This window comes from Nocardia sp. NPDC051756 (assembly GCF_040681495.1).
GTDB lineage: Bacteria > Actinomycetota > Actinomycetes > Mycobacteriales > Mycobacteriaceae > Nocardia.
In genome coordinates, this window is record NZ_JBFAYV010000005.1 from 802966 (window position 1) to 829844 (window position 26879).

The following is a 26879-nucleotide window of genomic DNA, read 5'->3' on the forward strand; positions in this document are numbered from 1 at the left end:
AACTTAAATGGAGATGAACAAGATGATCGTGGTTACCGGGGCAACGGGAAACATCGGCGCACACCTCGTGCGGGGCTTGGCCGAGGCGGGTCACGACGTCACGGCGGTGTCGCGTGGCAGCAAGGACGTCGCTTGGCCGGAGGGAGTGCGTTCGGTGGTCGCCGATCTGGGCAATCCGGACAGCCTCGCCCCTGCCGTTGCGGGCGCCGATGCGTTGTTCCTGCTCATCACCGGTGAGCAACTGGTCAGCGGTCCGGATCCCGAGCGGGTGCTGGAGGTCGTGCGGGCCGGCGGCGTTCGGCGGGTGGTGTTCGTGTCGTCGCAGGGCGTGGCCACCAGGGCCGATGCGGAGGGTTACGCGCGGCTGATCGCGTTCGAGGAGGCGATCCGGCGGTCCGGGTTGGCGTGGACCATCCTGCGGCCTGCGGGTTTCTACGCGAATACCTATGCGTGGGTGGAATCCGTGCGCACCGAACGGACGGTCGCGGCACCCTTCGGGGCGATCGGGTTGCCGTCCATCGATCCGGCCGATATCGCCGCGGTCGCGGCGGCCGCGCTGTCCGAGGACGGGCATGCCGGGCGGATCTACACCCTCACCGGACCGGCGCTGAGCACGCCGCAGGAGCAGGCCGCGGCGATCGGCGCCGCACTGGACGCGCTGGTGCGGTTCGTGGAATTGACTCGGGCGCAGGCGCATACGGGGATGTCGCAGTTCATGCCCGAGTCCGTGGTCGAGCACACGCTGTCGATTCTCGGCGAGCCGACGGCCGCCGAGCAGCAGATCAGTCCGGATGTGGAGCGGGTGCTGGGTCGGGTGCCGGCGAGTTATACCGAATGGGCAGAACGTAATCGGGCCGTGTTCGCCTGATCAGCAGCCCTCGGCGAGCGGCATGACGCGGTATCCGCGCGCTCAGCCCTCGCGGTCGAAGAGCCGAATGTGCTGCTCCCCTCGGCGATCTCGGACGTCGATGCCGAGTTCGAGCAGTTGCTCGTCGAGTTCCGCCACGTCCAGCGGCTTTTCGTCGGCGAGCGCGCGGCGACGGGCCCGCAGGACGGCGTCGACGGCCTTCCCGGTTTCGGGGCGGCCGTCGGCCCAGCGGAAGTAGTCCGCGCCGAACGGGTCGTTCCGGTCGAGCCAGGGGTAACCGTGACGGCGGAAGGCTTGCTCGATGTCGTTGCGGTTCAGGTCGTTTGCGTCGAATCGGGCGAGGCGGCGCTTGTTCCGATCGGTGAACACCAGATCGGCGTCCTCACGGAAGACGGCGGCGACGTGCTTGCGCGGCACATGCTGCGCGCGAGCCTCTTTCACCAGTTCGACGTGGTCGTCGGCGACCGTGAGGGTCAGGCTTTCGGACCGGCCGATCTCGAAAAGCAGTACTCCCGCAACGGTTCCGATGAGGGTGGTGGCGAGCACCAGCCACACCGTCGGCACGCTCGTCGCGAGTTTCAGCGGGCCGGGGCTGGCGTCGAAGGTGTCGATCATCCAGCGGCCGACCGGATGCACGGCGAATCCGATGCCGCAGCCGACGGCGAGGCCGCCCGCCCCGAACAGCCAGGCCCAGATCGGGGAAATCCGCAGCACGGTGGGTGCCGAGACGGTGGTCATGGGTGCTCCGTTTCGATCGGTCGCAGCAGCCGGGACACGGTCGCGCGCACCAGCGGGCGCGGGTCGTGCGGATTGTCCGGGTCTGCGTTGAGAAAAGCGCCGTCGATGACGGCGAGGATCCAGCGCGCGGTTTCCCCCGGCTCGAATCCGGGGTCGAATTGCCCGGCGCGCAGGCCGCGCTCGAGCAGGGTGGTGAGCCCGTCGGCGCTGAGGCGTGCGTCGGCCAGCACGATCGTCGCGAGTTCCTCGTCCTGGCCGAGGCGGCGCAGCAGTTCGAACATCAGGCCGGGGGCGGACGGATCGAGCGCCTCGGCGGCCAGCGCGTCGACGATGTCGAGAATGGCGGCGAGGCAATCGGTTCGGTCGATATGGCGGGCGAACAGCTCGGTGTGTTCGGGAATGGACAGCTCGAAGATCGAGCGGAACACGGCGGCCTTGTCCTTGAAGTAGTAGAAGACGCTGCCCGAACTCAGCCCGGCCGCGCGGGCGATCTGGGCGGCCGTGGTGCGTTCGTAGCCGTGCGTGGCGAACTGTTCGACGGCGGCCATGGTGATGGCGCGGCGGCGTTCGGCGACACGATTCGGATCCACGGTGCGGGCCACGCACCGATCGTATCATTAACTGATCGGCCAGTTAAAGAATTATCCGGTGCGTGGATTTGCCAACCGCCGCAGCTGACCCCGCGCACGCTCGCGGTGGTCCGGGACGCGGAAAAGTGGAGCGCGCTCGTGCCGTCCGCCGAGGCCGACGGTGGCGGCGGTCGAGCGCGAGATCGAAGCGATGCGCTCGACCGCCGACTAGAAGACCGGCGTCGTGCGCGCGCTCAGTTCGCACTTGTTGCCGAAGGCCTTGCGCCAATCGATCTGCTTGCCCTGCCAGGTGCCGGTCACCGAGGCATCGACCGGCTCGAAGACCTGGATGCAGGCGGTAGTGGGATCGCCCGGGAGCTTGTCGAAGTCGCCACCGACCGCGGCCAATGCCGCGCAGGCCGCTTCGGCATTGGGGTGATCACCGCCGGCCGGCTCGCAGGTGAGCGTGACGTGCGTCGGGGCCGAGCCCGGTGCCGCCGGCGTGACGGTCAAGGTCAGGTTGGTCTTCGGCGACTTGGCGTCGTCGTCCGAACAGGCCGCGAATCCGAGCGCGACGACCACAAGGCACGCGGTCGCGAGGGTGCGGCGGAGCGAAGAAGTCGTCATTCGTCCACTCAATCACGACGTCGGGGACGTTTCCGATAACTTCTGGCTAACTCGCCGTACGACACGCGGAGGCACCGTCGGCGACCGCGGGCGTCGAACCGGGGTTAACCGATGTCGACCGGGTCGATCTGGATGCGGAGCGGGGCGTCGGAGCGGTGGGTGCTGCGGATGGCTTGGGCGGCGGTGAGGGCGCGGGCCAGGGCGGCGCCGGATTTTCGGTCGACGCGCAGCAGGATTCGTTCGACCTCGGCGGGGGTGTCGCCGGAGGAGAAGGGTTTGCGGGCGCCGTCGGGCAGCGGTACCGGGCCGAGCACCTCGACGTCGGCGGGAAGGTCTGTGGCGGAGAGCAATTCGGCGATCGAGTCGGAGGTGCCGTCGACCGCGGCCATGCGCACGGCGGGCGGGAAGCCGACCTCGGAGCGGGCGGCGAGTTCGTTGCGGGCGTGCCAGACCGGGTCCCAGCGGAGCATCGCCTGCACGGTGGGAATCGCGGCCTCGGCCATGACGATGACCTGGCCGCGCGAACGCACCAGGGTCGCGGCGGTCATCCAGCGGCGCAGCGTGTCCTCGGACGCGCGCAGGTCGGCGCGGCTGAGCAGGGCCCAGCTGTCGAGCAGCAGAGCAACTCCGTAGCCACCGGGCAGCACCGGTTCCGCGCCGACGGTGGCGACCACCACCTGCGGGCCCGGTTCCACCGTGTCGAGCATCGCGCCGCCGCCGGAGCCGCGGATCGGCACGCCGGGGAACGCGCGGCCGAGTTCCTCCGCGGTGCGGCTCGCGCCGATCACCACGGCCCGCAGCGCCCGCGAACCGCAGGACGAACAGCGGAACGCCGCCTCCGTGATGCCGCACCAGCGACAGTTCGGGCTGTGCGCGGCGTCGGCTTGCGAATCACTGTGCCGCGCACGGCCGTCCGGCAAGGCGAGCGGCCCGTTGCAGTGCCGGCAGCGGGCGGGCGTCCGGCACTTCGCGCAGGCCAGCGACGGGACATACCCGCGCCGCGGCACCTGCACCAGCACGCCCGCGCCCTCCTTCAGCGCGGCCCGCGCGGCCGCGTAGGCGACGCCGGGAATCCGGACCGCCTTGGCGACCGGGTCCCGTTCCATCGCGAGATCGGTATCGCCGGGCACGCTGATCCGCGGCGCCGCGTCCCGGACCACCATCCGGTCGGCGACCAGGTCATGCGCCCAACCGGTCTCGACGATCGCCTGGACCTCCGCCGTGCGCGCGAAACCGGCCGCGACGAACGCCGCGCCCGTCTCGTGCGAGCGCAGCATCGCCACCTCCCGCGCATGCGGATACGGCGACCGCGGCTCGGCGTAGGTATCGTCCCCGTCGTCCCAAATCGCGATCAGCCCGAGGTTTTTTGCCGGCGCGAACACCGCACTCCGCGTCCCCACCACCACCTGCGCCGTCCCGCGCAACACCGCCAGCCACCGCCGGTACCGCGCCGCAGGCCCCAACCCCGCGGACAACCCGACCGCCGAATCCCCCAGCAGCCGATTGCATTCCGCCAACACCCGATCCAGATCCCGCTGATCCGGCACCATCAGGATCGCGCTCTGCCCCCGCCCGGCCACCGCCCCCGCCAGTTCCGCCAACCGCCGCGGCCAGTCCTCCCCCGGCAACGCCTGCCAAGCCGCCCGCGGGCCCTTCCCCCCTTCGAGCGCCGTCAGGAACGCCGGACCATGGATGTACCGCCCCCATAGGCCATGGTCGACAGCGACCGCGGGATCGACAGCATCACCCACGCCTGCTGCCCCATCCAGCTCCGGCTCTGAGCCTGACGTCCCATCTCCCCCGGCTGTCGGCTGACCCGCTGGTGCCGCGGACTCGGCGAGGGGTGTCCCCTCGGCCACGCCAGCCGCTACTGCCGAACCGGTGGGGACCGAACCTGTTTCGACGCCCGCGGCATCGGCAAGCGTTGAGTTCGGCCGGTCCACGGGGTCGGTGGATGACGCGGATGTGTTCTCTTGCACCTCTGTTGGAGCTGAAGTATATGTCGCAGTGTTTGTAGTGAGATTCTCATCGACTATGCGATCAGACGTCACCGAGTCGGCGTCGGTATCAACGGAATCGACATTCGAAGACGACGGGTCGTGCGACGATACCGACTGGTCGACGTTTCCGTTACCTGGCACTTTCGGCGAATCTGCTTGTGCCGCCGCGGGACCAGCCGTGTCGGATGCAGCGTCTGAAGCAAAACTCTCGTCAACCACACGATCAGGCGTCACCGAATCGGTGTCTACGCCAACAGAATCAACATCCGAAGACGACGCGTCAGCGGACCGGTCCGACTGGTCGGCTCCATTTGTGCCTGATGTTGCAGGCGAGTCAGATTGCGGCGCTTCAGAATCCGCCGCGGCAGCCGTTTCAGGCGTCGACGACGCTCCATCGATTGTCGAATCGAGTCCGACTGAGTCAGTGTCGGATTCGGCGGAATCTGCGGCCGAGAATGCGGGTTTCGGCGGGTTTGCCGACGCACTTACGCCTGACGGCGTGGTTGGGACACGTTGTGCCGCAGCAGAGCCCGTTGCCGCTGCTGCGGGACTCGAATCGGGCGAGGTCGAATCGCGTTCGACGCCGGCGGAATCGGCCGCGGAAGGTGGATCGACCCGGAGTGGAGCGTCGGCGGTCGAGCCTTTTCGCCGCTTCGGCGGACTCGGCACCGCGGAAGTCTCGTCCGTCGAGTCTTCGTCCTCGGCTCCCGCCGACTTCTTCTTCGTCCCACCGGTTTCCGTACGCGCATGCCGCGGCGGAATAGCCAGGCGCAGGACATCGGCGCGAGTTCCCGCGTATCGAGCGGCGACCGCGGTGGCGAGCTGCACGATCTCCGGCGTCAGCACCCGCTCGGCGGAGACGACCCGCTCGAGCTTCACCAGCTTGCCGCCGTGCTCGCTATGCGTGAGCCGCTCCAGCAGGTACCCGTCGACCAGACGACCCGCGAACCGGACGCGCACGCGCACGCCCGGCTGCGCGATCTCGTCCAACTCGGCCGGCACCAGGTAATCGAAGTCACGGTCCAGGTGGGCCGGAGACAGCAACGGGAGCACCCGAGCTATCGGGTGCTCCACGGCTGCGGGGCCCGCGGGCGGGACCCCCGGTATGGCGGGGGTGCCCGCCGCGGGTCGTTTCACTCGGTGTGGTCGGGCCTACAGGCCGACTGCGGCACGCAACTTGTCCGCACGATCGGTGTGCTCCCAAGGCAGGTCGACGTCGGTGCGGCCGAAGTGGCCGTATGCGGCGGTCGGTGCGTAGATCGGGCGCAGCAGGTCGAGGTCGCGGATGATCGCGCCGGGGCGCAGGTCGAAGACCTCGGAGATGGCGGCGGAGATGCGGGCCGGGTCGACCTTCTCGGTGCCGAAGGTCTCCACGAACAGGCCGACCGGCGCGGACTTGCCGATCGCGTAGGCCACCTGGACCTCGACGCGCTCGGACAGGCCGGCCGCGACGACGTTCTTGGCGACCCAGCGCATGGCGTACGCGGCCGAGCGGTCCACCTTCGACGGGTCCTTGCCGGAGAAGGCGCCGCCGCCGTGGCGAGCCATGCCGCCGTAGGTGTCGACGATGATCTTGCGGCCGGTCAGGCCCGCGTCCCCCATCGGGCCGCCGAGCACGAACTTGCCGGTCGGGTTGACCAGCAGCCGGATGTTCGAGGTGTCCAGCGAGGGCAGCTCGAGATCGGCGATGACGGCCTCGACGACCTTTTCCTTGATGTCGGGCGCGAGCAGGTTGTCCAGGTCGATGTCGGCGGCGTGCTGGGTGGAGATGACGACCGTGTCGAGCCGGACCGGGCGATCACCCTCGTATTCGATGGTGACCTGGGTCTTGCCGTCGGGGCGCAGGTACGGCAGCACGCCGGACTTGCGCACCTCGGTGAGCCTGCGCGAGAGCCGGTGCGCGAGCGCGATCGGCAGCGGCATGAGCTCGGGGGTATCGGTGGTCGCGTAGCCGAACATCAGGCCCTGATCGCCCGCGCCCTGCTTCTCGATCTCGTCGTCGGACCCGCCGACGCGCGCCTCGTGCGAGGTGTCGACGCCCTGCGCGATATCGGGCGACTGCGCGCCGATCGCGATGTTGACGCCGCAGGAGTTTCCGTCGAAACCCTTTGCCGAGGAGTCGTATCCGATTTCCAGGACCTTCTCCCGGACGATCCGCGGAATGTCGGCGTAGGCGGTGGTGGTGACCTCACCCGCGACGTGGACCTGACCGGTCGTCACGAGGGTTTCCACCGCGACGCGGCTGCGCGGGTCTTCCGTGAGTAACGCGTCGAGGATGGAATCGCTGATGGCGTCACAGATCTTGTCCGGGTGACCTTCGGTCACGGACTCACTGGTGAATAGCCGGCTGCCGGACGTGCGCACAGTTGTTCCCTCTCCCTCAACGGGTATTTCGTCTCGGATTGCGACAGTAACGCGATGCCGTCACCCCGCAACCCTTCGTTCCAGACTATGGCAAACCACCGACATCCCGTGGACCAAGAGACCACTATCTCAGACAGTTCGCCCGATCAGTCTCCCAGGGCACTCCGATATCGATGGTTGATGACCGGGTCATTATCCCAGTCACACAACATATTTCAGCGCAACAGCGGCCCGAGCGCGTCGAGCACCCGGCTGGCGAGCAGCGCCTTCGACCCATGGTCGAGCGACTGTTCGGTACCGTCCGCACCGAGCAGCCAGCCGTTGTTGGTGTCGACCTCGAACGCCTTGCCCTCGCCGACCGCGTTGACCACGAGCAGGTCGCATCCCTTGCGCGCCAGCTTGGCCCGCGCGTAGGTCAGCACGTCGCCGTGCTCGTCCCCGGTCTCGGCGGCGAAGCCGACGATCGCGGTGCCGGCCAACTGCCCGTCGCGCCGCTGCTGGACCAGACCGGCCAGGATGTCGGTGGTCTTGGTCAGCGCGATGACGTCGGGTTCGCCGGCGCCCTTCTTGATCTTGGCCGCGGCCACGTCGGTGGGCCGGAAATCCGCCACCGCCGCCGCCATGATCACCGCGTCCGCGCCGATGGCGTGCTTGTCGACCGCGGTCTTGAGCTGCTCGGCGGTGGTGATGTGCACCAGGTCGACGGCCGCGGGCGCGGCCATCTCGATCGTGTTGCCCGCGATGAGCGTGACGTGCGCGCCGCGCTGCGCCGCGACCCGGGCCAGGGCGTAACCCTGCTTGCCGGAGCTGCGGTTGCCGAGGAAACGCACCGGATCCAGCGGTTCCCTGGTGCCGCCCGCGGTGATCACCACCCGGCGACCTTCGAGGTCACGCGGGATGGCGTCGGCACGTTCGAGCAGCAGCGTCGCGAGGCCGAAGATCTCCTCGGGCTCGGGCAACCGGCCGGGACCGGTGTCGGTGCCGGTGAGCCGGCCCGACGCGGGTTCCATCACGATCGCACCGTGCGCGCGCAGCGTCGCGACATTGGCGACGGTCGCCGGATGCTCCCACATCTCGGTGTGCATCGCGGGCGCGAACAGGATCGGACATCGGGCCGTCAGCAAGGTGGCGGTGAGCAGGTCATCGGCGCGGCCCTGGGCCGCGCGCGCCATCAGGTCGGCGGTCGCCGGGGCGATGACCACGAGGTCCGCCTCCTGGCCCAGCCGGACATGCGGCACCTCGGGCACATCGGTGAACACGTCGGTGTGCACCGGGTTCCCGGACAATGCCTCGAAGGTTGCCTTACCGACGAACTGCAGCGCCGACTCGGTGGGGATCACCCTGACCTGGTGTCCGGTCTCGGTGAACCGCCGGACTAGCGAACAGGCCTTGTAGGCGGCGATCCCTCCGCCGACGCCGACGACGATCCGTGTGGTCACTACGCCTCCGGCCTAGTTGTGGTCACAGCACTCGACCCGGCTACTCGCCTTCGGTGTGCTCGAGCAGGTCGGAGTGGATCTCGCGCATGGCGACCGAGAGGGGCTTTTCCTGCAGGCCCGGCTCGACCAGCGGGCCGACGTACTCGAGGATGCCGTCGCCGAGCTGGTTGTAGTAGTCGTTGATCTGACGCGCCCGCTTGGCCGCGTAGATGACCAGGGCGTACTTGGACGAGGTGCGCTCCAGCAGCTCATCGATCGGGGGGTTGGTGAGGCCGATCGGGGTGTCGTATGCGGGAACGACTTTGCTGTCTGCACTGCTCACTGAGGGGGCTCCTGCGCGTCTGGGGGATGGCAGCCGGCGAAGCCGGCGGGGCGGGTGGATTCTGCGTTTACGAACTCGAATTTGTGCTAACGAACAACGATACCAACTGCTCACAGGCGGCAGTCACCTCGTCGTTCACGATGACGATGTCGAACTCGTCACAGGCCGCCAATTCGGTCCTGGCGGTTTCCAGCCTGCGCTCGATCACTTCCGGTGATTCGGTGCCGCGCGAGGTGAGCCTGGAGACCAGTTCGTCCCAGCTGGGCGGGGCGAGGAAGGCGAGGGTCGCTTCCGGAATGGCCTTGCGTACCGATCGCGCGCCTTCTAGGTCGACCTCGACCAGTACGGGCAGACCCTCTGCGAGGGCGGCCCGTACCGGTGCGGCCGGGGTGCCCGAACGTTGCAAACCACCGTGTATATCAGCCCACTCGAGTAGTTCGCCCGCCGTGATCATGGCGTCGAACTCTTCCCTGGACACGAATCGATAGTCGAGACCGTCGACTTCCCCGGGCCTAGGCGCCCGAGTCGTCGCCGACACACTGAAGATCAGGTGCGGCAGTCGCTCGCGGACACAACGGACCACGGTCGACTTTCCGACGGCCGAGGGGCCGACCAGTACTACCAGCCGACCCTTCCGCGTTTGTTCGACCACCCTCGTTATCAGGCGTCGAAGTCGAACCGGGCGAGCAGCGCCTTGCGCTGCCGATCGCCGAGTCCGCGCAGACGCCGGGTGGGGGCGATCTCCAGTTCACTCATGATTTCGGCTGCCTTGACCTTGCCCACCTTCGGCAGGGCCTCCAGCAGCGCCGACACCTTCATCTTGCCGAGAATCTCATCGGATTCGGCATCGGTGAGGACCTGCTTCAGGTTGGTGCCGCCTCGCTTCAGGCGCTCCTTGAGCTCCGCCCGAGCGCGGCGAGCGGCAGCCGCCTTCTCCAAAGCAGCGGCGCGCTGCTCGTCAGTCAGCTGGGGAAGGGCCACGGTTCCTCCGTCTCATCGTTCATTGCATCAACTCCTGCCGGTAACCCGGCAGTCTCAGCGACCGTACCCACGGCATCCGCAGATTGCGAACCCACCCCCCAGGTCAGCGCATGATTCCGGATGCCGTAGACGCGAGAGCGGCGCGATCCGCACTGCTCCTCTGTCGCTGCGCAGATCGTACCGCCGAAATCGCGAAATGCCTCCTCAGCAGGGAGTTTTCATGATGGACACAGGTTAGCGGGAGGGTTGCTATGACGTGACATGTGCCGCCAGCAAACCCACCCCGGCCCGACCAGGAAGTTTCTCGGAATTTCCCGCGTGTCGCGTTGTCTTCCAGCGTGTCGTGGACCACAAACAGGTCGAACGACCGATTCAGGTCGACTCGGGGGCCGATCGATTGTCGATCTGCACTGCCGGTTTTGTCGACCTGCACTGATGAAATCGCGATTCTGCGCCGATCCGGGCCCGTCAACCCATCGGAGCACCGCCGGACCGGGAAACGGGCGTAGCAGGGCACCCAGGCCCCGCTACGGGCCGCATGCACGCGTGCACATGACCGCACACGCGGCCGGAAACGAGGCGAGACCGGCGCGGTCGCGCCGGTCTCGGTCGTTATTTCCGCAGGAACGCGAACATTTCCTGGAGTTCGCTCAGGCTCTCGCGCAGCGCCGGAACCGCCGGCCCGGCCCGCAGCACCTCGCGCGAAGCGGTCGGGATCGCGGCCGCCAGCATCGACTCCGGCACCAGGTCACGGACGTTTTCCGGACCCCCGCCCTGGGCGCCGACGCCCGGCATCAGGATCGGCCCGTTCAGCGCGGACAGGTCCGGCGCCTCGGTCAGGGTCGCGCCGATCACCACGCCGACCGACCCGAATTCCGCGCCCGCATTGCGCGCGGCAGCCTGGTCGACCATCGTCTGCGCGATGCTGCGGCCGTCCTCCGTAAGGACCCGTTGCAGTTGCGCCCCTTCGGGATTCGAGGTCGCCGCGAGCACGAACACGCCCCGGTGATTGGCCTCGACCAGGTCCAAAGCCGGTGCCAGCGAACCGAATCCGAGATACGGCGAGACCGTCACCGCGTCCGAACCGAGCGGCCCGTCGCCGAGCCAGGCGTGCGCGTAGGCGTCCATGGTGGAGCCGATGTCGCCGCGCTTGGCGTCGGCGAGCACCAGCGTGCCCGAGGCGCGCAGCACCTCGATCGTGCGCTCCAGCACCGCGATTCCGGCCGAGCCGTAGGTCTCGAAGAACGCGACCTGCGGCTTGACCAGCGCGACGCGGCCGTCGAAGGCCTCGACGCAGATCTCCGCGAACTGCTCCAGCCCGTCCGCGTCGGCGGTCAGACCCCACGACTCCAACAGGCCGGGATGCGGATCGATGCCGACGCACACGGGGCCGAAATGCCCCATGGCGTGCTGCAATCGAGCGCCGAAGCTCTTCATTCCATCGACTCCGTCCGGCTCACCCACGCAGCACCGAGTGCAGCTCTTGCAGCGAGCGCACCCCGATCCCGCCGTTGATGCTCGCCTCGATGCCCTGCACGGCGGCGGCCGCGCCCTGCACCGTGGTGATGCACGGGATGTTCACCCCGACCGCGGCACTGCGGATTTCGTAGCCGTCCACGCGCGGGCCCGAGTTGCCGTAGGGGGTGTTGAACACCATGTCGATCTCGCCGTCGCGGATCTGCTCGACGATCGTTGGCTGCGGCACATCGCCGTTGACGTCGACCGACTCCGGCTCCGAGTGCTTGCGCACCCGCTCGCACGGAATCCCGTTGCGGCGCAACATCTCCGCCGTGCCCTCGGTGGCCAGGATGCGGAAGCCCAGGTCGTGCAGGCGCTTGACCGGGAAAACCATGGCGCGCTTGTCCCGGTTCGCGATCGAGACGAACACGGTGCCCTCGGTGGGCAGCGAACCGTAGGCGGCGGTCTGGCTCTTGGCGAAGGCGGTGCCGAAGTCCGCGTCGATGCCCATCACCTCGCCGGTGGACTTCATCTCCGGGGAGAGCAGCGAATCCACGCCCGTGCCATCGGCCTTGCGGAACCGGTGGAACGGCAGCACGGCCTCCTTGACCGCCACCGGGGCGTCGAGCGGAACGTGCCCGCCGTCGCCCTCGCCCGGCAGCATGCCTTCCTTGCGCAGGTCGGCGATGGTGGCGCCGAGCATGATTCGCGCGGCCGCCTTGGCCAGCGGCACCGCGGTGGCCTTGGACACGAACGGAACCGTCCGGCTGGCCCGGGGATTCGCCTCGAGCACGTAGAGCACGTCGTCCTTGAGCGCGTACTGCACGTTGAGCAGGCCCTTGACCCCGATGCCCTTGGCCAGCGCGATGGTCGAGCGGCGCACCGCCTCGATGTCGCTGCGGCCCAGGGTGATCGGCGGCAGCGCGCAGGCCGAGTCGCCGGAGTGGATGCCGGCCTCCTCGATGTGTTCCATCACGCCGCCGAGGTAGACCTCGTCGCCGTCGCACAGCGCGTCGACGTCGATCTCGATGGCGTCTTCCAGGAACCGGTCGACCAGCACCGGGTGCTCGGGGCTGAGCTCGGTGGCCCGGGAGATGTAGCCCTCCAACGAGTTCTCGTCGTAGACGATCTCCATGCCGCGCCCGCCGAGCACGTAGGACGGGCGGACCAGCACCGGGTAGCCGATGCTCGCGGCGATCTTCTTCGCCTGCGCGAAGGTGGTCGCGGTGCCGTACTTCGGCGCGGGCAGCCCGGCCGCGACCAGCACGTCGCCGAATTCGCCGCGGTCCTCGGCCAGGTCGATGGCGGCGGCGCTGGTGCCGACCACCGGGACGCCGGCGTCGGTGAGCCGCTGCGCCAGGCCGAGCGGGGTCTGCCCGCCCAGCTGCACGATGACCCCGATGACGTTGCCGGACTCGCTTTCCGCGTGGAACACCTCGAGCACGTCCTCGAAGGTGAGCGGCTCGAAGTAGAGCCGGTCGGCGGTGTCGTAGTCGGTGGAGACGGTCTCCGGGTTGCAGTTGACCATCACCGTCTCGTACCCGGCCTGCGACAGCGTCTGCGCCGCATGCACACACGAGTAGTCGAACTCGATGCCCTGGCCGATCCGGTTCGGGCCGGAGCCCAGGATGATCACCTTGTCCCGCTCACGCTGCGGCGCGACCTCGGATTCCGCGCCGGGATCGAGCTCGTAGGTGGAGTAGTGGTAAGGCGTCTTGGCCTCGAACTCGGCGGCGCAGGTGTCGACCGTCTTGAACACCGGACGGACGCTGAGCCGGTGCCGCAGCGCGCGAACTCCGGTCTCCCCGGCCAACTCCGGGCGCAGCGCGGCGATCTGACCGTCGGACAGACCGTAGTGCTTGGACCGGCGCAGCAGCGTCTCGTCCAGCACCGGAGCGTCCATGATCTCCTGGCGCAGCTCCACCAGACCGGCGACCTCGGCGACGAACCACGGGTCGATGCCCGAGGCCGCGGCGACGTCTTCGATGCTCGCGCCGAGCCGCAGCGCGCGCTCGACCTGGTAGATGCGGCCCTCGATCGGGGTGCGCAGGTCTTGCAGGATCGCTTCGACGTCGGTCCATGTGCCGTCGGCCTGGGTCCAGAACCCGGCCGCCTTGGTCTCCAGCGAACGCAGCACCTTGCCCAGCGCCTCGGCGAAGTTGCGGCCCAACGACATTGCCTCGCCGACCGACTTCATCGTGGTGGTCAGCGTCGGGTCGGCGCCGGGGAACTTCTCGAACGCGAACCGCGGCGCCTTGACCACCACGTAGTCCAGCGTCGGCTCGAAGCAGGCCGGCGTCTCCTTGGTGATGTCGTTGACGATCTCGTCCAGGGTGTAGCCGATGGCCAGCTTGGCGGCGATCTTGGCGATCGGGAAACCCGTTGCCTTGGAAGCCAATGCGGACGAACGCGAGACGCGCGGGTTCATCTCGATGACGATCAGGCGGCCGTCGGCCGGGTCCACCGCGAACTGGATGTTGCAGCCGCCGGTGTCGACGCCGACCTCGCGCAGGATGGCGATGCCGAGGTCGCGCATCTTCTGGTACTCGCGGTCGGTGAGCGTCATCGCCGGGGCGACGGTCATCGAGTCGCCGGTGTGCACGCCCATCGGGTCGACGTTCTCGATCGAGCAGACGATGACCACGTTGTCCCTGCGGTCGCGCATCAGCTCGAGCTCGAATTCCTTCCAGCCCAGGATGGATTCCTCGATGAGCACGTTCGCGGTCGGCGAGGCGGACAGGCCGCCGCCGGCGATGCGATCGAGATCCTCGTCGTTGTAGGCCATTCCGGAACCGAGGCCGCCCATGGTGAACGAAGGCCGCACCACCACAGGGAAACCCAGCTCGCGGACCGTGTCGCGGACCTCGTCCATCGTGTAACAGACGCGGGAGCGGGCACTTTCGCCGCCGACCTTGGCGACGATGTCCTTGAACTTCTGCCGGTCCTCACCGCGCTGGATGGCGTCGAAGTCGGCGCCGATCATCTCGACGTTGTACTTCTCCAGCACCCCGTTCTCGTGCAGTGCGACCGCGGTGTTCAGCGCGGTCTGCCCGCCGAGGGTGGCCAGGACGGCGTCCGGGCGCTCCTTGGCGATGACCTTCTCGACGAACTCCGCCGTGATCGGCTCGACATAGGTGGCGTCGGCGAACTCGGGGTCGGTCATGATGGTCGCCGGGTTGGAGTTCACCAGTGAAACTCGCAGGCCCTCGGCCCGCAGCACCCGGCACGCCTGGGTGCCGGAGTAATCGAACTCGCAGGCCTGTCCGATGACGATCGGGCCCGAGCCGATCACCAGGATGTGCTTCAGATCGGTGCGGCGGGGCATCAGGCTCCTTCCATGAGACCGGCGAAACGGTCGAAGAGATAAGCAGCGTCGTGAGGTCCGGCGGCGGCCTCCGGGTGGTACTGCACCGAGAACGCGCGGCCGTCGATCAGGCGCACGCCCTCGACCGTGCCGTCGTTGGCGCAGACGTGGCTGACCTCGGCCTTGCCGAACGGGGTGTCGAACTGTTCGCCCTGCTCGCCTTCCAGCGCGAACCCGTGGTTCTGCGCGGTGATCGCGATCCGGCCGGTGCCGTGCTCGATCACCGGGATGTTGATGCCGCGGTGGCCGAACTTCATCTTGTAGGTCTTGCGGCCGAGCGCGCGGCCGAGGATCTGGTTGCCGAAGCAGATGCCGAACAGCGGCAGCCCGCGCTCGAGCACACCCTTGGTCAGCGCAACCGCGCCGTCCTGGGTGGCCGGGTCGCCTGGGCCGTTGGACAGGAAGACCCCGTTCGGGTTCAGCTCCAGGATCTGGTCGATCGAGGTGTTCGACGGGACCACGTGCACCCGCATGCCGCGCTCGGCGAACATGCGCGGGGTGTTGGTCTTGATGCCGAGGTCGACCGCGACCACGGTGAAGCGGGGTTCGCCGGCCGGCTCGATGGTGTAGATCGAGTCGGTGCTCACCTCGTCGGCCAGGTCGGCGCCGAGCATGGACGGCTGGCCGGTGACCCGGCCGAGCAGCTCGTCGGTGCCGGCCAGGGCGGCGCCGGAGAAGATGCCCGCCTTCATCGAGCCGCGGGTGCGCAGGTGCCGGACCAGCGCGCGGGTGTCGACGCCCGCGATGCCGACGACGTCCTGGCGTTGCATCGCCTCGGGCAGCGTGCCGGTGGCGCGCCAGTTGGAGGCGCGGCGCGCGGGGTCGCGCACCACATAGCCGGCCACCCAGATCTTGCCGGACTCGTCGTCCTCGTCGTTCCAGCCGGTGTTGCCGATCTGCGGCGCCGCGGCGACCACGATCTGGCGGTGGTAGCTGGGGTCGGTGAGGGTCTCCTGGTATCCGGTCATCGCGGTGCAGAACACCGCCTCACCGAGTGTCTGGCCCACGGCGCCGTAGGCCGAGCCGCGGAATACCCGGCCGTCCTCCAGCACCAGAGCTGCGTCTTGTCCTGTCATCCCTCGTCGTCTCCCGTCGTCGTGCTGGTCTGGTCTGCCTGGAGGCCCCGTGTCCAAGCCGGGTACACCGACTTGTCGTCACCCCGGAAACCGGTATCTATCTCGGTCCCGGTGGGCAGCTTCCAGCGAACTACCAGCACACCATCTTCTGTCATCACTTTGCCCGCATGCCCGCGCTCGGTGCGCACCGCGGTGATGGATTCCTGCGGGATCCAGATCACCGTCGCGCCGTCGCGCTCGAGCAGAATTCCCCGTTCGAACCGCGTGAGTTCCGCGGTGGCCCGGAAACCCAAGTCGCCCACCGCGATCCGGTCCTGCCAGCTGGGCGCCATGGTGCTGCCGAGATACAGTCCGGTGGTCGGCTCCAGCACCTGGGCGCCGAGGTCGGCGGGCACGACGGGCAGTTCACCGATGCCGGCCGCTTGGCGCGCGGCCCGGTTCTGCCAGCCCCGGTACATCAGCCAGAGGCACAGGGCGAACAGCGCGGCCAGCCCGATCACCCACAGCGTTCTTTCCACTTAAGGACCTCCTGTGTCCAATCGGCGGCGCTCCCGGGGCCCTGCGTGGTCACGCTTCGCTACCGCCTCCGGGCCCGTCGCTCGCACCGCGGGGTTACCCACCGGCCTTGCCCTCGCGGGCAGTTACCCGGCCCCTGAGCAACGTCGTTGTCACTCGGGCCGGGAACGTCATGTCCTCGAACGGTGTGTTGTTCGAGATGCTGGCCAGTTCCTTGGCGCGCACCGTCCAGCTGGCTTCGGGGTCGACCAGCGTCAGGTTCGCCGGCTCGCCGACCTCGATCGGCCTGCCGTGCTCGTCGAGCCCGACGATCGCGGCGGGCTGCTCGCTCATCACCCGGGCGACGCCGCGCCAGTCCAGCAGGCCGGGTTCGACCATGGTCTGCACGATGATGGACAGCGCGGTCTCCAGGCCGAGCATGCCGGGACGGGCCGCGGCGAATTCGCAGCACTTGTCCTGTTCGGCGTGCGGGGCGTGGTCGGTGGCGACGCAGTCGATGATGCCGTCGGCCAGCGCCTGGCGCAGCGCGGCGGCGTCGGAGGCCTCGCGCAGCGGCGGGTTGACCTTGTTCACCGCGTCGTAGGTCTCCAGGCGCGAGTCGTCCAGCAGCAGGTGGTGCGGGGTGACCTCGGCGGTGATCGAAATACCTTGCGCCTTGGCCCATTTCACCAGCTCGACGGTGCCGGCGGTGGAGGCGTGGCAGATGTGCACGCGCGCACCGGCATCGCGGGCCAGGATGGCGTCGCGGGCGACGATGGACTCCTCGGCGGCGCGCGGCCAGCCGGCCAGGCCGAGCCGGGCCGCGGTCGGACCCTCGTGCGCGACCGCGCCGTTGGTGAGCCGCGGCTCCTCCGCGTGCTGAGCGATGAGCACGCCCAGGGTGTTCGCGTATTCCAGCGCGCGGCGCATGAGCAGCGGGTCGTAGACGCAGTGGCCGTCGTCGGAGAACATCCGCACCGCGCCGACACCGCTGGCCATGGTGCCCATTTCGGCGAGCTGCTTGCCTTCGAGGCCGACGGTGACCGCACCGACCGGGTACACGTCGACCAGGCCGACCTCCTGCCCGCGCCGCCACACATGGTCGGTGACGACCACCGAGTCGGCGACCGGGCTGGTGTTGGCCATCGCGAACACCGCCGTGTAACCGCCCAATGCGGCTGCGGCGGAACCGGATTCGATGGTCTCGGTGTCTTCGCGGCCGGGCTCGCGCAGGTGCGTGTGCAGGTCGACGAAGCCGGGCAGCAGGATCTGTCCTTGTGCGTCGATGATCTCGGCGTCGTCAGCGCTGAGACCGGCGCCGATCTCGCGGATCACACCGTCGGCGATCAACACGTCGACCGGCTCGCCCTCGCCATAGATCCGGGCGCCCTTGATCAGAATGTCGCTCATGCCACCGCCTCCTGTGTACCGACCAGCAGCCGGAACAGGACGGCCATGCGCATGTGTACTCCGTTCGTCACCTGTTGCAAGATCGCGGCCTGCGCGGAATCGGCTACCGGCGAGGCGATTTCCATGCCGCGCAGCATCGGGCCGGGGTGCAGGACCGTCGCGTGTTCGGCCAGCAGGGCCAGCCTGCGTTCGGACAGTCCGTAGTTGATCGAGTATTCGCGGGCCGACGGGAAGAAGCCGCCGTTCATCCGCTCGGCCTGCACACGCAGCATGAGCACCGCGTCGGCGCCGGGCAGTTCGGCGTCCAGCGAGTGCGCGATCCGGGCCGGCCAGGCGTCGACGCCGACCGGCAGCAGCGTGCGCGGGGCGACCAGCACCACCTCGGCGCCGAGCGTGTCCAGCAGGAAGACGTTCGAGCGGGCGACCCGGCTGTGCAGGATGTCGCCGACGATGACGACCCGCTTGCCCTCGATGTCGCCGAGCCGCTGACGCAGGGTCAGCGCGTCGAGCAACGCTTGAGTCGGGTGCTCGTGCGTGCCGTCGCCGGCGTTGATGATGGCCGGGCCGGAGCGGCCGGACGAGACCGCCCAGGCGTCCATCCAGCGCGCGATCTGGTGTGCCGCACCGGAAGCCGGGTGCCGCACGATCAGCGCGTCGGCGCCGGCGGCGTGCAGGGTGAGCGCGGTGTCGCGCAGGGATTCGCCCTTGGAGACCGAGGAGCTGCCGGCGCTGACGTTGATCACGTCGGCGCTCATCCACTTGCCCGCGACCTCGAACGAGACCCGGGTGCGGGTGGAGTTCTCGTAGAAGACGGTCATCACGGTGCGGCCGCGCAGGGTCGGCAGCTTGTGCACCTCGCGGCCGAGGAGGGCCTGTTCGAAGCGTTCGGCCTCGTCCAGCAACTCCGTGGCGGTGGCGCGATCCAAATCACCGACCGTAAGCAGATGCCTCACGACTCCACCTCGCTGACGCTCGGCTCCGTCGTTCGGCACAGGGCCGCTGTGTTGTTGGTTCGCTCGCTCACGCTTCAGCCTCCTGACGCAGGTAAACGCCGTCGCGGCCGTCGTGTTCGGTGAGCAGGACCGAGATGTCTTCGGAGCGCGAGGTGGGCACGTTCTTGCCCACGTAGTCGGCGCGGATCGGGAGTTCGCGGTGACCGCGGTCGATCAGCACCGCGAGTTGCACGGCGCGCGGGCGGCCGAGGTCGCGCAGTCCGTCCAGCGCGGAGCGGACGGTGCGGCCGGAGAAGAGGACGTCGTCGATCAGCACGACCAGCGCGTCCTCGATGCCGCCCTCGGGGACCGAGGTGCGCTCCAGCGGCCGGTGCGGCCGGGTGCGCAGGTCGTCGCGGTAGAGGGTGATGTCGAGCGAGCCGAGGGCCGGGCGGACGCCGGAGAATTCCTCGATCTTGTCCGTGAGCCGCGCGGCCAGCGAGGTGCCGCGGGTGGGAATGCCGATCAGCACGACGCGCGGCGCGCCCTGCTCGCCCGCGTCCAGCGCGGTCTTCTCGATGATCTGGTGCGCGATGCGCGCGATGGTCCGACTGACATCGGAAGCCGACAACAGCTCCCGCCCCGCCTCCACCCCCTCCGGGGTGTGTCGCTGCGATGTTTCGGCAGCGCCGGACTTGGCGGCCCGTTCGGGCACGGCCATGCCGACCTCCTTCCCCGCCTCACCGGACGGTCCGTTAAAGGATGTCTTACGGCAAGCAGCCTAACAGCGGTCGCAACCGGGCTTTCACCAGGTGTTGCGCGGTGTGAGCCGGGCCACGAGCGGCGGGCGAAGAGCACACATCACCCCGCTGTGATGTGCGCGACTTCGCGGTCGGGGGTCAGCCCCGCACGGCGACGATCAGGCCGACACCGGGATTGTGCTCGGCCGCGGGGCGGGCCAACGGCGCGACGAGTTCGGCCCAGCGGCGGAACGTGGTGTGCCAACCGCGGTCTTGGAGCCACCGCTCGGCATCGGGCCCCAATCCCCCGGGTCGGCGTTCCCCTTCCTGCCCGGCCCGGACCAACTGCCGGAGTTCGCGGTATTCCGTACGGTTTTCGTCGACCGCGAACTGGATCAGGCCGAAACGGCTTCCCGGAGCGGAGAGTTCGGACAGGGTCGCACCGAGGCGCAAGGCATCCGCGCGCGGCAGGTACGCGAGCACACCTTCGTCGACCCAGCACGTCGGGAGCTCGGGCCGGAAACCGTTCGCGCGCAAGGCGGCTGCCCAATCCGCGCGCAGGTCGACGGCGACGGCGCTGCGGTCACAGGTCGGCACCGCCTGCGCGCCGGCCAGGATCGGCTCCTTGAACGCGAAGAGCTCGGGCAGGTCGAGTTCGAAGAATCGGATGTCCGCGGGCAGCCCCATTCGGTATGCCCGCGTGTCCAATCCGGCGCCGAGCACCACGATCTGCCGGCACCCGCGCGCCACCGCGTCGGCCACCTGGTCATCGACCAGCCGGACGGAAACGGTCCGACCTTCGAAGAACGTGGCGGCCAACGCTTCCAGCCGGGTCCACCGCTCCCCGCCCTCCGCAGTCGCGCGGAAACCGCGCCGCGCGGCCTCGACGAAATCCCGCGCCAGCGGATCGTCGTACAACCGATCAGCCCGCCCGGATTCCAGCACACGGACCACCGCGACCCCGATCGCAGTCATCGCGACCCCCGCCATCGGCACTTCCGGCTTCGTTTCGGCCATGGCCCACTCCCCTTCTCGAATATTTACTTGCCGCCCGGCTAGCCAATTGGGCTCGGCAGTGACGCTAGGCTTTACCTAGCCGGTCGTCAAGCAAAAAGGAGCGTCATGGATCGCCGTCGTAGCGACATGCGCGAACGAATCCGCACGGTGGCGATGGAGTTGTTCTCCGAGCGCGGGTACGAGAAGACGTCGCTGCGCGAGATCGCCGAGCAGCTCGACGTCACCAAAGCCGCGCTCTACTACCACTTCCGCACCAAAGAGGACATCGTCGTCAGCCTGTCCGACGACCTGCGACGCGGCATCGATGACATCGTCGCCTGGGCCGAGGCGACACCGCCCAGCCAGGAGCGGGCCCGCGAAATACTCGACCGCTACGGTGCGCTGCTGCACGGCATCGGGCGCGGGATGGTGCGTTTCATGGCCGAAAACCAGCCCGCGTTCCGGGAACTCGGAATCAACGTGGGATTGCGTTATCAGTTCAAGGTGCTCGCCGATCTGATGACCGAACCCGACCGGGCGCCGCGGGCCGTCTTCCACGCGCGCCAAGCGCTGCTGGCGATCAGCTGGAGCACGGCCATGATGGGCGATCTGCCGCTGAGCGACGCGGAGTGTTACGCGGCCTCGGCCGAGATCGCGCGGGACATCCTCGCCAGGAACTGACCGCCACGTCCGTTTGCCGCTAGCACATACGTTCGATTGCGGGTAGATTCGCTGCCATGTCGACACCGCTGCAGGGCTCACTGCTCGACGGGTTCGGTGATACCGAATTCGGGTCGCTTCGTGCCGCGCGCCGCACGGTCCTCGAACACGGGGCCTGGGTGGACGTGCTGCCCGGCTGGTTGTCCGGCGCCGACGCGCTGTTCGAACGGCTGGTCGACGACGTGCCGTGGAAGGCCGAGCGGCGGCCGATGTACGACCGGGTGGTGGACGTGCCGCGGCTGTTGAAGTTCTACGAGGAGCACGAGCCGCTGCCCGATCCGGCGCTGGCCGACGCGCGCGAAGCGTTGAGCGAGCACTACCGGCGCGAACTCGGCGAGTCGTTCCGCACCGCCGGGCTCTGCTATTACCGCGACGGACAAGACAGCGTCGCGTGGCACGGCGACAACTTCGGGCGCGGGGCGACGCAGGACACGATGATCGCGATCGTGTCGATCGGCGCGCCGCGGGCGCTGTTGCTGCGGCCGCGTGGCGGCGGAGAAAGCATTCGATACCAGGTGGGGCACGGCGATCTGCTGGTGATGGGCGGCTCCTGCCAGCGCACCTGGGAACATGCGGTGCCGAAGTCGCGCAAGCCGACCGGGCCGCGGATCAGCATTCAATTCCGGCCGCGTGGGGTTCGCTGAACGGCGGTTTCAGCCGGCTACCGCCGCGGGATGCAGCCTCGGGATCGAACTGTGAGCCGGGCGATACGAATCGGCCTTGACCAGAACTATTGTTGAGGTTGGACGCTGAAGGGCATGAGCGCAAAGACATTTCAGCCGCCGGTCGTCGGCGACGAGTCCGTCGACCACACCGCGGATATCGCGGCCATCAAGCAGATCATCGGCAATGTCGAGACTGCCTACAACACCAACGACGCCGAACTGATGACCGCCGACTTCACCGCGAACGCCGCCGTCGTCAACGCGGTCGGAGCCTTGATGACCGGTCGTGACGTACTGCTGGAGGCGAATCGCCGCGGACTGGCCGGCTTCCTGAAGGACCAATACGTCCGCTACGAAGTCACCGACATCACCTTCCTGCGCCCCGACGTCGCCTTCGCGCACAAGGTCGCCCGCGCCACCACCGCCGACGGCGAACTGATCGACCTCGACCACGCGATGATCGCCCTCTACGTCCTGGTCAAGGAAAACGGCCGCTGGTGGACCGCGGCCAGGCAGAACACCTTGATCCCCCAAGCCGAATAACCGCACGTCCAACGCCCCAGCGCCGCAACATCTCCGAGGGGTGCGGCGCTGAGCCGTCGGACAAGCGATCATGGGGAACTGGTGCAGGAAACCCCTCAGGCGATACCTACACCAGTTCCCCATGATCTCGATAGCCGCACGATGCGCCCCCAGGGCGGCAGATTCGCACCCTCTCTCGGCATATGCACTGACTTTAGGGCTCTATTCCGAGTGCAGATCCCGAGTGAGGGTGCAGATTTCGTCTACAGGTGCCGGTTCGTGATCGGCGGGACATGATCACGGGCCGATTGCCCGTGGGCGGTGTCTCTGGCGTGGGGAGCGTCAGTTCGAGGTGGGCTCGGGAAGGCGGGGAAGCCGGTTGCGGCGCATTGCGGCGGCGTGGGACCAGATCGCCTGCTCGGCTTCTTCGGTGATCGGGCCACGGTGGGCCTGGCCGAGGAGGTCGGTACGGGCGCGGCGGGCCGTCTTTACCCGGCTGCGATAGTGGCGGAAGATCTGGACTTCGCCGTTGGTTTCGGGGTAGTCCAGGTAGTGGTAGTCCATGCCGCAGTAGGCGTAAGTACCGAGGGTGGCGAGGCTTCGGGCCAGGTCACGTAGTTGGTCGGCGGCGCCGAACACCGTGATGAGGCCACCGATTCGGTCCACCCGAAGCCAGCCGGTGGGCTGCGGCAGGTAGTCGGTGGAGCGTTCGCCGATGTCCTTGGCGCGCCACGCCTCCACCTCGTCGACCGCGTGATTCAACCCGAAGGTCTGCCAGCGCACGGTGCCTTCGGAGCGATCACGCAACGGCAGTCGACGCCGCAACGCCACCGCGGCCTCGCGGGTGAACACCGTCAGCTCGGACGGGACCAGCACGATCGGGTCGGACGGCGCACCGTCGAACGGATTCGAGTCCAGGTGCGCCGGATCGATCACGACGATCGTCCCCGGACGCCGTTGATACGCCAACCCCCACAGCAACCGCGCGAGCACGCGCGCCCCACGCCAGTCGGACAGCACATGCCAGGTGTCGTGAAAACGGTTGGTGGAGAAGCGGAAATCGCTGCCGGGGCGCAGGGTGACGACGGTGTACACCCGTCCGTCGAGCACCATGGTGCGCCGGTGCAGTTTCAGCATCTCGTCGCCGGCCGAACCGGGTCGCGGCCGTTTCTGTTGCGCGGCCACGTTCACCTCCGATTCCTGCCTCGCGTGGCATTCAGGACACCACGGCCGAGCGGTACCGGGCAACGGATTTTGTAGGCGACGCCGACCGCGGGTCGCCGTTAGATTGACAGCATGAGCAATCCTGGGGCGGGAGTCCTGGCCGTGATGCCGCTGCATACGATCAGCGAGGTCTACGGCGAGGCCGGTCTGCGCGAACGATTACTGCTGGAGATCGCGGACCTGCCGGACGCCGCCCGAGTCACCGAGGCCCTCGACCTGGCCACGGAATTGCATCGCGACGATCGCTACGGCCGCGAACCGTATCTCAATCATCTACTGCGCGTGGCGATCCGGATCATCAGCCACTACAAGGTCGCGGACGGCGATCTGGTCGTCGCGGGCCTGCTGCACGATTCCGTCGAGGATCATCCGGCGGAACTGGCGGGCGATCGACCGGGAACGCCCACCGAGGCCGCCCTCGCCGAACTCGCCGACCGCTTCGGCGAACGCGTGTCCGAGCTGGTCGCGGCCGTCACCAATCCGGAACCGGACCCGTCGATCGACCGGCACCTGCAATACCGCGAGCACGTCGCCGCCGACCTCGATCGCGCCCCGTGGGCCAGGATCATCAAGCTGTCCGACTTCACCGACAACGGTGTCGGCATCCTGTACGCCACCGGTCCGGTCATGCACAAGCTCGCCACCAAGTACCGCCCGCTCACCGCCATCTACCGCGACCTGGTCACCCGCGCCGACACGCCGCTGGCCGACGACGTCAAACAGCACATCCTCGACCAACTCGACAGTGCGGACGAACGATTCGAGGCCATCCTCGACGACGACTGATCCGCGGTCGTCCTTTCGGATGACATCCGACTGACATCCCGGCCTGCGCGGCCGAACGAGCGCGCGCCGATGGCATCGTGGTGCGCATGCGACTTCGACGGACCGGCGGCGTCCTGCTGGCAGCGGGAATCCTGGTGTTCGTCGCCGCGGTGGTGACGCTGATCTGGACGGGTCACACCGCGTTGCGCTACTCCGCCGACACGGACGACACCGTGCCGCTGTGGGTGATCTGCCTGACGGTGTTCGGCGGGCTGGCGGTCGCTTGGCTGGTGCCGCCGAAACAGGACGACCCGTTACCGAAGGATTCGCACACGACCCGTCAGGCGTGGTGGCTGTTCGCGCTCGGCCTCGCCTTCGCGGTCGGCTACTACCTCTCCCCCGGCGGCGACACCTGGTTCCTCGGGCTGAAACTCGCGCTACTGCTTGCCGTTCCGCTGCTGTTCCGATTGGTTTCGTGGCGCGAATGGTATCGGGTGGACACCCACGGCCGCCGGCTTCGGCCCCTCCCCGCGGTAGTCGTCTTCCTGGCGCTGTTCACGCTGTTCGGACACGACTACACCGGCGCACGACCGGACCTGATCGCACTGATCGCGGTGTTCGTGCTGAACGCGATGCTGGAGGAGATCTTCTACCGGGTCTGGCTACAGACCCGGTTGGAGGCAAGCTACGGTCGCTGGCCCGCGATCGTGCTGAGCGCGCTGCTCTACGCGGCCTGGCACGTAACGATCCACGGCGGCAACGGTTTCGGCATCGACCTCGCCACCACCCTCGTCCATCTCGGCGGCTACGGCGTCTTCCTCGGCTACCTGTGGTCGCGATATCGAAATCCCTGGCTGCTCTTCCTGGTTCACGGAATCATCAACGCGCCGATTCCGATGCTGGCCGCGATGTGGTGACGACTCAGGCGATTTCAGGGCGCGCGCAGTACGGATTCGACCAGTTCGCGAACCGCGTCGAGCAGGCGATCGGTCTCGCCGGAACGCACCATCGTTTGCACCAGTTCGCCGCCGATCGCGCCGAGCAGCAGCCTGCCCACCACCTCGGCGTCGAGATCGGGCCGCGCTTCACCCAGTAGCGCGGTGATGTGGTTGTCCCAGAACGCGTGGAACTCGCCGGTGCGCGGATGCGGCGGCTCCGTGCGATACGCGACCATGAGTTCCGAGTTCGCGATCACCAACCGCGTCATCGCATCGAAGTAGGCGACCAGTCGCGCACCGGCCGGCGCGCCCGGGCCCAGCGGGGGCGGCCCGCTGGTGATCGCGTCCATCAGCGTGAGCGCGCTCTCGGCGACCAGCTCGTGCAGCAGCCCGGCCCGGTTGCCGAAGCGGTGAAAGATGGTGCCCTTCCCGACCCCGGCCGCGGCGGCGACCCGGTCCATGGTGATCGCCTCGGCGCCGTGTTCGGCGAGCAGCGCGGTCGTCGCGTCGAGAATCGCCCGCCGATTGCGCGCGGCATCGGCCCGTTCCTTCGGACGCCCGTCGGTCATCACACCCACTTTCGTTGACAACTTGACCGCCGGTCCATATCGTTGCGGGAGCAACTGGACCGGCAGTCAACTTATGGAGTTCATGATGAAGGCAATCGTAATGACGGCAACCGGCGGCCCCGAGGTGCTGGCCCTCCAGGAGGCCCCGGCGCCGCAGGCCGGACCGGGTGACGTGGTGATCCGCGCCGAGGCGATCCCGGTCCTGTTCCCCGAGACCAAGCTGCGTTCCGGCGAGTTCCCGCTCGGCGTCGAGCCGCCGTTGGTGTTCGGTTTCCAGGCGGTGGGGGTGGTGACCGAGGTGGGTGCGGACGTCGACCGCGCGCTGCTCGGCCGCCGAGTTGCGGTGGCCACCATGGGTTTCGGCTCCTACGCCGAATTCGTCAGCGCACCGGCCGATTCCGTCACCCCGATCCCCGACGGCCTGTCCTCGGCGGACGCGGCCGCGGTCCTGATGAGCGGCTCGGTCGCCCTCCCCCTGCTGGAAACCGCCGCCCTCACCGGCACCGAAACGGTCCTGATCGAAGCCGCCGCAACCGGAATCGGCAGCTACCTCACCCAACTCGCCAAGGAATACGGCGCGGCCCGCGTTATCGCCACCGCCGGCGGCCCCGCGAAGATCGACCAGGCCCGCAAACTCGGCGCCGACGAGGTCATCGACCACAACGACCCCGACTGGCCCACCCGCCTGCGTGAAACCCTCAGCGGCACAACCGTCGACGTAGTCTTCGACTCCATCGGCGGCCCGACCGCCCTGGACCTCCTCGACACCATGACACCCCTGCGCGGCCGAATGCTCAGCTACGGCTGGCTTTCCGGCGCCCCCGCCCAACTCTCCGCCAGCGACCTCATCACCCGCGGCCTCACCCTCACCGGCTGCGCCGGCCCCGCCTGGCTCGCCCGAGTAGCCGACGCCCGCCCCGCCACCCTCACCCGAGCCGCCACCGGCACCCTCACCCCCGGCATCGAAGCCATCCTCCCCCTCGACCAGGCCGCCCACGCCCACCACCTGATCGAAACCCGCGCCCCCCTGGGCAAGTTCATCCTCCAACCAGACCAGACACCCCCGCACTGATACGACGCAGCCGCACACCTCCTGA

The 26879-nt window shown here is 68.4% G+C and carries 26 protein-coding genes and 1 pseudogene; 7 read left to right on the plus strand and 20 right to left on the minus strand.

Features of this window, described 5'->3' with window-relative positions; translation table 11 throughout:
• The first annotated feature begins 7 nt into the window (after positions 1–7).
• Positions 8–868, plus strand: coding sequence for an NAD(P)H-binding protein (locus AB0M22_RS25720; protein WP_364731630.1), 861 nt, complete (start codon positions 8–10; stop codon positions 866–868).
• A gap of 42 nt (positions 869–910) precedes the next feature.
• Here AB0M22_RS25720 and AB0M22_RS25725 read toward each other — a convergent pair whose 3' ends face one another.
• The 18 genes and pseudogenes from AB0M22_RS25725 to AB0M22_RS25810 form a co-directional block, all read right to left on the minus strand.
• Entirely contained in the window at positions 911–1606 is a 696-nt protein-coding gene (locus tag AB0M22_RS25725; protein WP_364731632.1) for a hypothetical protein, read from the minus strand.
• A complete protein-coding gene (locus AB0M22_RS25730) occupies positions 1603–2208 on the minus strand; it encodes a TetR/AcrR family transcriptional regulator (protein WP_364731635.1) in 606 nt (201 codons plus the stop codon). Before AB0M22_RS25730 ends, AB0M22_RS25725 begins: the two co-directional genes overlap by 4 nt.
• A gap of 195 nt (positions 2209–2403) precedes the next feature.
• Positions 2404–2802 (minus strand): SSI family serine proteinase inhibitor, encoded by a 399-nt coding sequence (locus tag AB0M22_RS25735; RefSeq protein WP_364731637.1) that lies wholly within the window; start codon positions 2800–2802, stop codon positions 2404–2406.
• A gap of 104 nt (positions 2803–2906) precedes the next feature.
• Positions 2907–4553 (minus strand): primosomal protein N', encoded by a 1647-nt coding sequence (locus tag AB0M22_RS25740; protein ID WP_364731998.1) that lies wholly within the window; start codon positions 4551–4553, stop codon positions 2907–2909.
• A 984-nt stretch (positions 4554–5537) separates the two neighbouring features.
• A pseudogene (locus AB0M22_RS25745) lies at positions 5538–5876 on the minus strand (primosomal protein N'); the annotation flags it as partial.
• Between the two features lie 78 nt (positions 5877–5954).
• Entirely contained in the window at positions 5955–7166 is a 1212-nt protein-coding gene (gene metK / locus AB0M22_RS25750; RefSeq protein WP_364731640.1) for a methionine adenosyltransferase, read from the minus strand.
• A 215-nt stretch (positions 7167–7381) separates the two neighbouring features.
• Positions 7382–8605, minus strand: coding sequence for a bifunctional phosphopantothenoylcysteine decarboxylase/phosphopantothenate--cysteine ligase CoaBC (gene coaBC / locus AB0M22_RS25755; RefSeq protein WP_364731642.1), 1224 nt, complete (start codon positions 8603–8605; stop codon positions 7382–7384).
• Between the two features lie 40 nt (positions 8606–8645).
• Complete coding sequence (rpoZ, locus tag AB0M22_RS25760; RefSeq protein WP_364731645.1) at positions 8646–8927, minus strand: DNA-directed RNA polymerase subunit omega; 282 nt, start codon at positions 8925–8927, stop codon at positions 8646–8648.
• Between the two features lie 67 nt (positions 8928–8994).
• The gene (gene gmk / locus AB0M22_RS25765; RefSeq protein ID WP_364731648.1) at positions 8995–9579 is read right to left on the minus strand and encodes a guanylate kinase; all 585 of its coding nucleotides are present in this window, start codon (positions 9577–9579) and stop codon (positions 8995–8997) included.
• An 8-nt stretch (positions 9580–9587) separates the two neighbouring features.
• Positions 9588–9908 (minus strand): integration host factor, actinobacterial type, encoded by a 321-nt coding sequence (mihF, locus tag AB0M22_RS25770; protein ID WP_014986450.1) that lies wholly within the window; start codon positions 9906–9908, stop codon positions 9588–9590.
• A 612-nt stretch (positions 9909–10520) separates the two neighbouring features.
• A complete protein-coding gene (gene pyrF, locus AB0M22_RS25775; RefSeq protein WP_364731652.1) occupies positions 10521–11345 on the minus strand; it encodes an orotidine-5'-phosphate decarboxylase in 825 nt (274 codons plus the stop codon).
• Between the two features lie 19 nt (positions 11346–11364).
• Positions 11365–14691, minus strand: a complete 3327-nt coding sequence (carB, locus tag AB0M22_RS25780; RefSeq protein ID WP_364731655.1) for a carbamoyl-phosphate synthase large subunit — start codon at positions 14689–14691, stop codon at positions 11365–11367.
• Positions 14691–15806: a glutamine-hydrolyzing carbamoyl-phosphate synthase small subunit gene (carA, locus tag AB0M22_RS25785; protein WP_364731657.1), complete on the minus strand. Its 1116-nt coding sequence runs from the start codon at positions 15804–15806 to the stop codon at positions 14691–14693. Before carA ends, carB begins: the two co-directional genes overlap by 1 nt.
• On the minus strand, positions 15803–16324 hold the full coding sequence (locus tag AB0M22_RS25790; RefSeq protein ID WP_364731659.1) for a transporter: 522 nt from the start codon (positions 16322–16324) through the stop codon (positions 15803–15805). Before AB0M22_RS25790 ends, carA begins: the two co-directional genes overlap by 4 nt.
• Positions 16325–16418: 94 nt before the next feature.
• The gene (locus AB0M22_RS25795; protein ID WP_364731662.1) at positions 16419–17711 is read right to left on the minus strand and encodes a dihydroorotase; all 1293 of its coding nucleotides are present in this window, start codon (positions 17709–17711) and stop codon (positions 16419–16421) included.
• Positions 17708–18664, minus strand: a complete 957-nt coding sequence (locus AB0M22_RS25800; protein WP_364731665.1) for an aspartate carbamoyltransferase catalytic subunit — start codon at positions 18662–18664, stop codon at positions 17708–17710. The genes AB0M22_RS25795 and AB0M22_RS25800 overlap by 4 nt, the downstream gene beginning before the upstream one ends.
• Positions 18665–18731: 67 nt before the next feature.
• The gene (gene pyrR / locus AB0M22_RS25805) at positions 18732–19364 is read right to left on the minus strand and encodes a bifunctional pyr operon transcriptional regulator/uracil phosphoribosyltransferase PyrR (protein WP_364731667.1); all 633 of its coding nucleotides are present in this window, start codon (positions 19362–19364) and stop codon (positions 18732–18734) included.
• A 178-nt stretch (positions 19365–19542) separates the two neighbouring features.
• Positions 19543–20400 carry an SAM-dependent methyltransferase gene (locus AB0M22_RS25810; RefSeq protein WP_364731669.1) on the minus strand — a complete coding sequence of 286 codons (858 nt, stop codon included), beginning with the start codon at positions 20398–20400 and terminating at the stop codon, positions 19543–19545.
• Positions 20401–20505: 105 nt separating this feature from the next.
• Between AB0M22_RS25810 and AB0M22_RS25815 the strand changes: the two genes are divergently transcribed.
• From AB0M22_RS25815 to AB0M22_RS25825, 3 genes are all read left to right on the plus strand, one after another.
• A complete protein-coding gene (locus tag AB0M22_RS25815) occupies positions 20506–21060 on the plus strand; it encodes a helix-turn-helix domain-containing protein (protein WP_364731672.1) in 555 nt (184 codons plus the stop codon).
• A gap of 56 nt (positions 21061–21116) precedes the next feature.
• Positions 21117–21743, plus strand: coding sequence for an alpha-ketoglutarate-dependent dioxygenase AlkB (locus tag AB0M22_RS25820; protein ID WP_364731675.1), 627 nt, complete (start codon positions 21117–21119; stop codon positions 21741–21743).
• 114 nt (positions 21744–21857) lie between these two features.
• A complete protein-coding gene (locus AB0M22_RS25825; protein ID WP_364731678.1) occupies positions 21858–22307 on the plus strand; it encodes an SgcJ/EcaC family oxidoreductase in 450 nt (149 codons plus the stop codon).
• Between the two features lie 321 nt (positions 22308–22628).
• Here the strand turns inward: AB0M22_RS25825 and AB0M22_RS25830 are convergent, their stop codons facing one another.
• The gene (locus tag AB0M22_RS25830; protein WP_364731681.1) at positions 22629–23471 is read right to left on the minus strand and encodes a hypothetical protein; all 843 of its coding nucleotides are present in this window, start codon (positions 23469–23471) and stop codon (positions 22629–22631) included.
• A 111-nt stretch (positions 23472–23582) separates the two neighbouring features.
• Between AB0M22_RS25830 and AB0M22_RS25835 the strand changes: the two genes are divergently transcribed.
• On the plus strand, positions 23583–24296 hold the full coding sequence (locus AB0M22_RS25835; RefSeq protein ID WP_364731684.1) for an HD domain-containing protein: 714 nt from the start codon (positions 23583–23585) through the stop codon (positions 24294–24296).
• A gap of 86 nt (positions 24297–24382) precedes the next feature.
• Positions 24383–25192, plus strand: coding sequence for a CPBP family intramembrane glutamic endopeptidase (locus tag AB0M22_RS25840; protein ID WP_364731687.1), 810 nt, complete (start codon positions 24383–24385; stop codon positions 25190–25192).
• A gap of 14 nt (positions 25193–25206) precedes the next feature.
• Here the strand turns inward: AB0M22_RS25840 and AB0M22_RS25845 are convergent, their stop codons facing one another.
• A complete protein-coding gene (locus AB0M22_RS25845; RefSeq protein WP_364731690.1) occupies positions 25207–25782 on the minus strand; it encodes a TetR/AcrR family transcriptional regulator in 576 nt (191 codons plus the stop codon).
• Between the two features lie 85 nt (positions 25783–25867).
• Between AB0M22_RS25845 and AB0M22_RS25850 the strand changes: the two genes are divergently transcribed.
• Positions 25868–26854, plus strand: coding sequence for a zinc-binding dehydrogenase (locus AB0M22_RS25850; protein ID WP_364731692.1), 987 nt, complete (start codon positions 25868–25870; stop codon positions 26852–26854).
• Positions 26855–26879 lie beyond the last annotated feature (25 nt).